This window comes from SAR202 cluster bacterium, assembly GCA_016872285.1.
Lineage (GTDB): Bacteria > Chloroflexota > Dehalococcoidia > Lucifugimonadales.
The window spans coordinates 1-9,581 of sequence record VGZZ01000071.1; the positions used below are offsets into that span (position 1 = coordinate 1).

General features: G+C 62.6%; 3 protein-coding genes and 1 pseudogene. All 4 read left to right on the forward strand.

Annotation, left to right across the window (positions count from 1 at the left end):
* Nucleotides 1–69: 69 nt before the first annotated feature.
* The 4 genes and pseudogenes from FJ320_12485 (at nucleotide 70) to FJ320_12500 (ending at nucleotide 9,581) form a co-directional block, all read left to right on the forward strand.
* On the forward strand, nucleotides 70–4,629 hold the full coding sequence (locus tag FJ320_12485; protein MBM3926766.1) for a hypothetical protein: 4,560 nt from the start codon (nucleotides 70–72) through the stop codon (nucleotides 4,627–4,629).
* A gap of 483 nt (nucleotides 4,630–5,112) precedes the next feature.
* Nucleotides 5,113–6,537 (forward strand): amidase, encoded by a 1,425-nt coding sequence (locus FJ320_12490; protein ID MBM3926767.1) that lies wholly within the window; start codon nucleotides 5,113–5,115, stop codon nucleotides 6,535–6,537.
* A gap of 394 nt (nucleotides 6,538–6,931) precedes the next feature.
* The gene (locus FJ320_12495) at nucleotides 6,932–9,001 is read left to right on the forward strand and encodes an ABC transporter substrate-binding protein (GenBank protein ID MBM3926768.1); all 2,070 of its coding nucleotides are present in this window, start codon (nucleotides 6,932–6,934) and stop codon (nucleotides 8,999–9,001) included.
* A 374-nt stretch (nucleotides 9,002–9,375) separates the two neighbouring features.
* Nucleotides 9,376–9,581, forward strand: a pseudogene (locus FJ320_12500) (hypothetical protein).

Here is a 9,581-nt window from a genome sequence, read left to right on the forward strand (position 1 = left end):
AATCCCCTGCCCTCCCCTTTGCCCCAGGCTCCTTCCGACCCCCCTCTCAATATCCCCAAGCACTCCAAGATGTCCTCCGACGTCGCGCGTCTGGCCCTTAATCCTCAGGATGTCTCTGTGCTGCGCTCCTTCGCCGTCCCCCAGAGCATTGGACAGTCAACGGCCCTTTCCAACCCAAGCGCCCAGCAGGCCGCCGTCGAGCGCGTTCAACTCTACCTCTATGTCACCCGCTACGACACCCGGGTCCTTGACGAGTTGGGAAGCCTGGGCGTCCAGGTTCAGCGCGTCAGCCAGGACCGCGTCCTCCTCCAGGTCTCCCTCGACCCCACCCGGCTGAACGACCTCGCCCAACTCCCTTACGTCCGGTCCATCACCACACCAGACTACGGCGCCGTAAACGCCGGCTCCCGGCACACCGAAGGCGATGCCCTTCTTGACTTCAGCGCCCTCCGTGAGGCCGTAGGCGTGGACGGTACGGGCATCACCATTGGCGTCATCACTGACGGCATTGCCGGTATTGAGGCCGCCATCGCCTCCGGCAACCTCCCGCCCACTCGCGTCCTGCGGCAGGACGGCAAGCTCATTGGCGCTTCCGGCGGCGTCATGGCCCAATCTTTCCGCGCCGACGGCAACCTGGAAGCTGGCATCGAGACCGGCATCAGCGCTGAGGGCACCGCCATGCTGGAAGTTATCCACGACATCGCCCCCGGCGCCCAGTTGCGGTTCGTCAACTTCAGCACCTCCCTGGAGTTCATGGACGCTGTCGACTTCCTCGCCGGCCTCTGCGACGTCATCGTCGACGATATCGCCTTCTTCGGCCACCCCTACGACCAGTCCAGCGTCATGTCTCGCAACACCGCCGCGGCCCTCAATAACCCCCAGAACCGCCTCCGCGCCTACTTTACCGCCGTTGGCAATAACGCCGTCAGGCACTACCGGGGCGGCTACGATGACTCCGGCATAGACGGCCTTCGGTTCACCAACGAGCCAGGCCGCCTCCACCTCTTCGGCCCCACATCTGATACCACCGATGTCATGGGTTTCGGCTCCTACATCGCTAACCCCATCTTCCTCAAGTCCGGCAGCTCCGTCTCCGTAATCCTTAACTGGAACGACTACGGCGATACCGACACTGACTACGACATGTACCTCTTTCGCAACACCACCGGCGCCCTGGTCACCGCCAGCAAAGGCGATAACATCGGCCTGCGCCTGCCCGTGGAAGGCTTCAACTACACCAACACCGGCCCGGACGGCTTCTTCGACATCGTCATCCAGAACTATGACAACGCCTCCCGTCCCAGAACCTTCGACCTCTTCGTTGTCGGCGGCGACCCTCTTCCTGGCTCCGACATCTATATAAACTTCAACACCCCCTCCGGCAGCGTCCCCGCCAATTCGGACGCCGGCGGCGGCGTCATCTCCGTCGGCGCTGTGGATGCCTCGGACCCGGGCCTGGACCGCATCCAGCCCTACTCAGGACGCGGACCCCTCAACAACGGCGCCATAAAGCCGGATGTGGTGGCCGTGGACGGCGTCTCCATCTCCGGCGCCGGCGGCTTTGGCCGCGGCGGCTCCAGAGGCCCCATCTTTATCGGCACCTCCGCTACCTCGCCCCACCTCGGCGCCGTAGCCGCCCTCCTCCTGGAGCTTCAGCCCGGCCTCCGCGCCGGCGAGCCCGGCGATAACCCTTCCGCCGACCGCTCCGCCCTTCGTTCCGCCATCCTGGCCGGCGCCGTTGATCTCGGCTCCCCCGGCCCGGACAACACCTTCGGCCACGGCCGAATCAACGGCTTGGCCGCCGCCATCGGCTGGCAGACTTCCAATTCTCGCGTTCTCACCATCGACTCTTCCGGCCAGCTTTCCGCCCTGTCCCAGGGCAAGGCTGCCCTCACCGCACGAGTCGGCGGCTTCCAGACCACCCTTAACGTGAACGTCGTCGGCTCCATCAATCTGCAGGGCGGCGCCGACATGGATGACGACGCCCGCCCCGACGGCTCCTTCTTCTCCGACAAGCCTGGCTATAACATCGCCTTCGTTACCGTAAACTCCCCCGTCCTGAATACATCCGCCGCCGCTGATTCCATCGACAGCCTTGTCTCCTTCCATACCTCCGCTCTCCAACGCGGCGCCCTCCGTCCCATCAACGCCCTTGAGACCGGCCCGAACACAGGCCTCTTCGAAGCGCGAGCGGCCATCTTCGCAGATGCCGACTTCCGCGCGCTGTCGCTAGCCGCCGGCTCTTCCGCCAACGACGCTGATAACGACGGCGTAGTCCAAGTATCGGAACTCAACCGCGCCGGCCAGTTAGGCGAAGCCTTAAACACGCGAGTCCAGGACGCCGCCCTCTCCCTCGGCCTGGCCCCCTCCTCTCCCGCCTCATCCCTCCTGGCCGTCGCCCTCCCCGCGGCTGACGGCGAGACCCTTACCTCTAGCTACGACGATGGCGGCGTCATCGTCTCCGCTTCCGCTCAGATTGATCTTCAGCCGCCCGTTATAGAAATCCTCTCACCCTCCCTCGGCTCTTACTCCAATTCTCTAGCTCAGACCCTGCGAGTCCGCATAACCGACCAGCCCTCCCGGGGTGGCCGCGCCTCCGGCATCGCCCCCTCGGATGTTGCCTCCATCGTCGTCGACGCTGCTAACGGTCCCAACCTCGGTCCTATCCTTGCCCCGGCCCAGATTGCCCCCAATTCCTACGAGGTCAGCCGTCACCTCATCTTCAGCCCCGGCGATGAAGGCGCCATCCAGTGGTGGGCGCCCATCAAAGATAGGGTTGGGAACGCCCCTGAATTTATAGACCATCGCACCCCATCCCAGCGGGTCCGGGACCTCCCCAACCAGGCCGTACCCGCCGCGGGCAATCCTTCCGACCCAACTTCCCCGCCCGGTAATCCTGCCCGATTCATTCTGGATACCGCGGCGCCCGTGCTCTCTCGCTTCGTCTCCCCCATCGTCACTGGCGGCTCTATTGACCGGCGCCTGGCCGTCTCATCCCTCATCGGCATCCATTTAGGCCCTGACAGCCCTGCTACCCTCGCCAGCCCCTCCGCCGACTTTCCCTCGCGAGTTATGATTGGCGACCAGGTCACGAACCTGACCGACGGCAGTTCCTGCGTTGTCATTAGTCTTACCGCCACATCGGTCAACTGCGGCGGCAGGCTCGCCGGCGGCGCCCGCAACCTGTGGTCTCGAGGCGACAGCTACGAGATACAGAATCCTGCCGCACTCACCTTCAAGGCAGACGGCGCGGCCAGCCGCTTCTTGCGCGTCAACTTTGACCTGGGCAATGGCGGCGCGCCTCTGAATCCAAACACCCTCTCGCCTGACGATTTCCTCGTCCAGGATGCGCAAGTCGTCAGGACTATGTTGGAGCAAGGCGGCGCCCGTGTCCTGCTCGAGTTGAAAGACCCCCTTCCCACCGACGCCCATCCCCTTGTCGAGTTGGTGGGCGAGATTGCGGATATGACTGGCAATACAGTCACCCCCTTCGCCGGTCCCACCGCCGTCGCCGCCGACGACGGCCTTACCCCCGTGTTCAACGTCATCGTCGCCGGCGACTCCCCGGACCGCCCCCTCAGCCGTGACCTGGTCACTGTCCACATAACCTCCAGCGAACCTCTCGGCCTCCACCCTGTGGTCTCCGCCTCTTACCTTGTATATGACGAAATCACCGGCACCCTTCGAGAGGATCCCGTCTCCGCCAGTCCCGTCGTATCCTCCAGCGGCTCCCTGTCTTGGAGCGCTACCCTGCGAATCGACCAGATCAAAGGTCTCCCCACCGCCGGCCTGGTCAATCTGCGCATCGTCGGCGCCGACGCCTCCGGCAATGCGGCAAACGCCGGCCTTCCTGACCCCGACGGCCCGGACCCCTCCTTCACCGGCCGCTTCCTCCCCGGCGCCCTGGTCTTCGAGTTCGATAACGCCCTCAACGGCGGCAATCCCACCTCCTCCCACGTCTTCTCCCTCTCTCCCAATGCCGGCTCTGCCCAGCGGCCCGTGGCCGGCGCCGGCAGATCCTTCGTAAACATAAATTTCTGCAACCCCCTCCATCCCTCCGAGTGCGGCGAGCATCCCGCCGCCAGAGTAATCGCGATGCGGCAGCCCAATCCTGTCTATCCGGGCAAGTCCATTCTTCTGACCTCCGCCCTCCTCACCCGTATAGGCTCGCCCACCGCAGATGTCCTTCCTATCATCCAGTCCGTCAGCCCCGCCTCTTTCCGGCTCCCCCTTGCTGACATGGCCCCGGGCCAATACACCCTTCTTATACAGGCGAGGGACGCCGCGGGCAACCTCTCCACCCTGCCTGGTTCAGCCTCACCCACTAACTTCCTCTTCTTGTTCGAAGTCCCCGCCTTCGGCTCCATAGCCGGCTCCGTCACCCTCCAGGACAGTCCCGACGCGTCCATCGCCAGCGTAACCCTCAGCCCCGGCGGCGTCACCATCCCCGTCGGCCCCAACGGCTTCTTCTCCCTGGACGGCATCGCTTCCGGCGCCTACACCGTCACCGTCGTAGCCCCGGGCTACCTCCCCTCCCAGCGCCTAAACGTCATCGTCGACCCCGGCCAGGCCGCCCTCCTCCCTCCCTTCCGCCTCCAGAAAACCCCCACCCCACCCAACAATACATAGCAGCCCCAGACTTCATCCCCTTCTACAGAGACGCATGATGCACATTAAGGAAGGGGATTTTCGAGCCTTCTATCGTGATGGTTCTGTTCATGAGAAACTTTAGGCCTTTTGAATATACGAAGGTTGCATGGATGTCCCATCAGGTTCTCCCCCTTCGGCCTGGAAGGCGAAGGGGGAGTTAGACGCTGTCCTGAGTCCGCCTCTGGCGGATCGAAGGAGGGGGTTGTGGTTCCTTAATTTCTCTTCCCCTTCCAGCAGGCTGTACTCAGCCCCGATGGAGTCGGGAAAGGGGATTAAGGGGATGGTATCCCGCTTAAGACCAGGAATGTGTCGTGCATCACACGTTTCTTGTGGATGCTCCCCTCGGCCCCGTCCGTAACCACCACTCATTCATTAGCACCCTATCCCGTTGACCCCGTCCCCCTCCCTTGACCCCCGGCCCCCGCCTCCCCTACCCTTCCCTCACCCTCCCAAGGAGGCCACATGAACAACACTGACCTTTGCTACGCTCCCGTCTCAACCCTCTCCCGGCTCTTCAAAGCCAAAAAACTATCCCCCGTGGACCTGGTACACGCCCAGCTGGACCGAATTGAGACCCTCCAGCCCAAACTCAACGCCTTCATCACCATCACCGCCGAAAGCGCCCTGGCCGACGCCCGCCGCGCCGAGCGCGAAATCTCTAAGGGCGGCTATCGAGGCCCCCTCCACGGCGTCACCTTCGCCCCCAAAGATATCTGCTACGCCGCGGGCGTCCGCAACACCGCCGGCGTGAAAATCTACGACCAGTTCTTCCCAGATTTCGACTCAACCATCGTCGCCCGCCTCAAGCAGGCCGGCGCCATCCTCATCGGCAAACTCAACATGGCCCCCTTCGGCCTTCGAGGCTCCGGCAAAAACGAGTTCTATGGCAGCCCCCGAAACCCCTGGGACACCACCCGCGTCACCGGGGGCTCCTCCTCCGGCTCCGGCGCCGCAGCCTCCGCGGGCCTCGTCACCATCGCCATTGGCGGCGACACCGGTGGCTCCATCCGAATCCCCGCCGCCCTATCCGGCGTCGTCGGTCACAAGCCCACCTACGGCCTCGTTAGTCGATATGGCGTAACTCCCCTGGCCTGGAGCATCGATGTCTGCGGCCCTATGACTCGCGCCGTCTTGGACTCCGCCTATACCATGGACGCCATCGCAGGCCATGACCCCCAAGACCCTGCCTCCGCCGTCACAAAGCCCTTTAAATCCAGCGTAGGCATAAAGAAAGGCATCAAGGACTTGCGCATCGGCGTTCCGAAACAGTTCTGGGGAGCGCCCATCGAGCCTGAGGTCAAGGCGAGTGTCCAGAAAGCTATCGCCGTGCTGGCAGAGCTAGGGGCACAGGTCCATGAAGTCTCCTGGCCCAACGTCTTCTGGGCCGTCACCTTCGGCCACCTCCTCTCCATCGCCGACGGCTCCGGCGCTATGGGCCGGCTTGCCCGCCAGCCCAATCCTTCCCCGGAATTAAAAGAACTCCTCAAACGCTACCCTCGCATCGCCTCCGGCGCCCTCATGTCCGCCGCCGACTACCTCTTGGCCCAGCGTATGCGTCAGCGATACCTCCAGGACATCCACAATCTCATGTCCAACCTCGACCTCATCGCCGGCCCCACCATGCCCATGACCGCCTTCCCTCTGAACGCCGACCAAGTCACCATCAGCGGCGATACCCGCGGCCCCGAGGCCTTCGTACCCACCTACTGCCGTCCCTACAACACCAGCGGCTTCCCCGCCGTCACCCTCCCCTGCGGCTTCGACTCGCGAGGTCTCCCCGTCGGCCTTCAAATCGCCGCCAAGCCCTTCCAGGACACCCTCGCCCTCCGCGCCGCCTACGCCTATGAGCAAGCCACCGACTGGCACACCCGCCGGCCCCCCATATAATGCTGTTATCCAGGTTCATCCTATAGCGACTGGAGTCCAGCCTCTTATCGCCACGCTCCGCCTCCTTCCTCTTTACAAGCGCTTCCAGCGCTCTGCGCCCCCGCCCTGCAAAGAGAAAAATAAAATCGCCAAGGTTTCTTTTCACTCTTAGCGATCCCATTATCTCCAATCCATCCCCATTGAGGCAGATGAAGAACCAGTCTGTATAACAACCGTTTTACCCCTTGGATTTACGGAATGCCTGCTATATATCAGCTGTCATCGTGTATTACGCTTAAAATGAATCCGACTCCATCCCTTTTACTTAGTCTTTTAGTCACCCTACTTATATACCTAGGGACATAGTGCCCCTTTAGCGGCTGGAAATAATTGTAAGGAGTCCCAGACAGGCAGCATTAGGGCTGGAAGGCTCGCCTGCTCCGGGATACCCATAGGCTCCCGCCTCGTAACCCGCTCCCAGTGGGCTGCGAAATTTGGCTTTTACGGAGGTATCCTCGTGACAGTATCCAGATGGCTCTTCAGTAGGAGAATCTACCTGCTCCTCACCGCCCTGGCGGCCCTCACCCTCGTCGTCGTCGCCTGCGGCGACGACGACACCGCCACGCCGGGGCAGACCCGCACCCCTACCACTGGCGCCACCGCTACCGCCACAACACCCGCCCAGACTCCCACTACTGGCTCTACCGCGTCTCCCACCGCCGCTGCTACGCGGACTAACACCCCGGTAACGGGCGGCACCCCCGGCGCCACCACTGTAACCCCCGGCGCCACCGCATCTCCCCAGGCCAGCCCCTCGCCCACCGGCGCTGCCGGCGTCCCTATCAAACCTCAGCTAGTCATCGCCCTTCCTGCTCCGGCTGAGCAGCAGACGGTCCCATACACCCAGTCCCAGGTCTCCGAAAAGCTCAATGCCCAATACGACCACCTCATCGGCCGCAACATCCTCACCAACGAGGAGCAGCCCGAGCTGGCCACCACCTGGAACGTGGGCGCTGACGGCAAGACCTGGACTTTCAACCTGAAGCAGGGCGTGCCTTTCTATAAGGACGGCAAGGCTATTCCTGGCTACACCCTCACCTCCAAGGACCTGCTCCTCACCTGGGAGCTCCTCAACGGCGAGGGCGGACCCTACGGTTCCAAAGATACCAGGAGCGCCGGCGAATGGACTGCCCGAATGGGCGGCGCTGCCAACTGGCAATTCCCCAACGACTTCACCGCCATCATCGTCGCTCCCAACATTATCCTGGACCTGGGCTTCTTCATGTCCGATGAGTGGGAGTCCGGCGTCATGAGTGTCAAGCACTGGGAAGCCGTCGGTGAGGCTGGATACAGGACCGACCCAATAGGCAACGGCCCCTGGACCCACGTCAGGTTCACCATTAACCAGGAAGTCCTGCACAAGCGCGTGGAGAACCACTACCGCCGCACTCCTGAGTTCCACGAGCGCCGCGTCCTCCTGGTTAACGAGGCCGCTACCCGCCAGGCCCAGCTTCTGGCTAAGGAAGTGGACATCATCCCCTTGGTCCGCAACCAGCGCAATACCATTACTACCGCCGGCTTTAAGACCGCAGCCTCTACCTTCCCTAGCGTCCACCAAGGTGTGGGTTTCATCTACTACCGCGAGGACGTGTACTGCAAGGACGGCAAGGTCCTCCCCGGCTCCGGCGTCCCGACCTGCGGCAAGACCCCGGGCGGCTATGACCCCAACGACCCCCTCAGGAAAGCAGACGTCCGCCTGGCCCTTAACCACGCCTTAAACCGCGAGGCCTTCAACAAGGCTTACTACAACAACACAGCTTTCCCCTCCGTTGACTACTATCCGCCTTGGCGCTCCGACTTCCTGGATTCCTGGGCTCCCATCCCAGGCCCTCAGGGCAAGACCGGCAAGGCCGGCGGCTACCCCTACGAATACAGCGTCCAGAAGGCTAAGGACCTATTGACCAAGGCTGGTTATCCCAACGGTTTCAAGAGCATCTTTAACTGCCTGCGCTCCAGCAACGTCATCCCTGAGTGGGCGGATATGTGCGAGACCATTAAGCAGGACTTCGCTGCGGTCGGCGTTGACGTGACCCTTGAGATGGTCAACGCCTTCGGCGAGTTCCGCAACCAGGCTCGCGCCAGGAACCGCCCCAACTGGATGTGGTCCACCTCGCCCTCCCTCGACCCCATCTGCCATGCCGTAGAGTTCTCCTTCATCTGGGAACTGGGCATAGGCTACCGCGAGTATGAGGAGGCTTCCACCTTCTACAACAAGTGCTTGCAGATCACCAACTTTGCGGATCGCGACAAGCATGCTCAGGAGTTCGGCACCCTCTGGGTAAAGGAGAAGCACTTCACAGCGCCCCTCTTCTGGGTTACTTCTGAAGTCGCTTTCAACCCTGCCACTGTTGCTGAATACAACGTCAACCAACTTCACATGGGCCCGGTGCGCTACCATGAGTACACCAAGGCCGTGAAGAGGTAAGCAGCCCGCGTTTACATCTGGACCCAGGACGGCCCCGGCATGCCGGGGCCGTCCTGTTTTATCCAAAAACATGGTCTTCTTCGGGCTAAAACCGTTACCCTTGGTTCTAGCCGTCTGCCCCACGCCTAAACCGTGCCTGGACTACCCCTATCAAATAGGGATTGACAAACATCTGATTGGTCTATACCATGTAGCGTCATCCCAGAAGGGGCTCTCGCCATTCGGATTACGGCTTGTCCGGTGGCAAAATTTTACGCCTTACGGAGGTATCATAAGTGTTTCAACATAAGTGGTTATTCCACGGGAGGGTGTTCCTGGGCCTAGCGGCTCTGGCGGCGCTCACTCTCGTTATCGTCGCCTGCGGCGATGACGATCCCACCGCCACCAGCGCGCCCGCGGCCACCAATACTCCCACCAGGGCGGCCACCGCAACAACTGCGGCTCCCACCGCCACTACGGCTCCCACCGCCACTACGGCTCCCACCGCCACCCCCACCCGCGCGCCCACGGCTACCGCCACCGCTACATCGGCTCCCAAAGTCCCCGTCAAGCCTCGGCTGGTCATCGCCCTTCCCCCGCC

Coding starts and splice junctions, on each gene's coding strand:
- FJ320_12490 (MBM3926767.1), top strand. CDS start 5,113: ATGAACAACACTGACCTTTGCTACGCTCCCGTCTCAACCCTCTCCCGG.
- FJ320_12485 (MBM3926766.1), top strand. CDS start 70: ATGTCCTCCGACGTCGCGCGTCTGGCCCTTAATCCTCAGGATGTCTCT.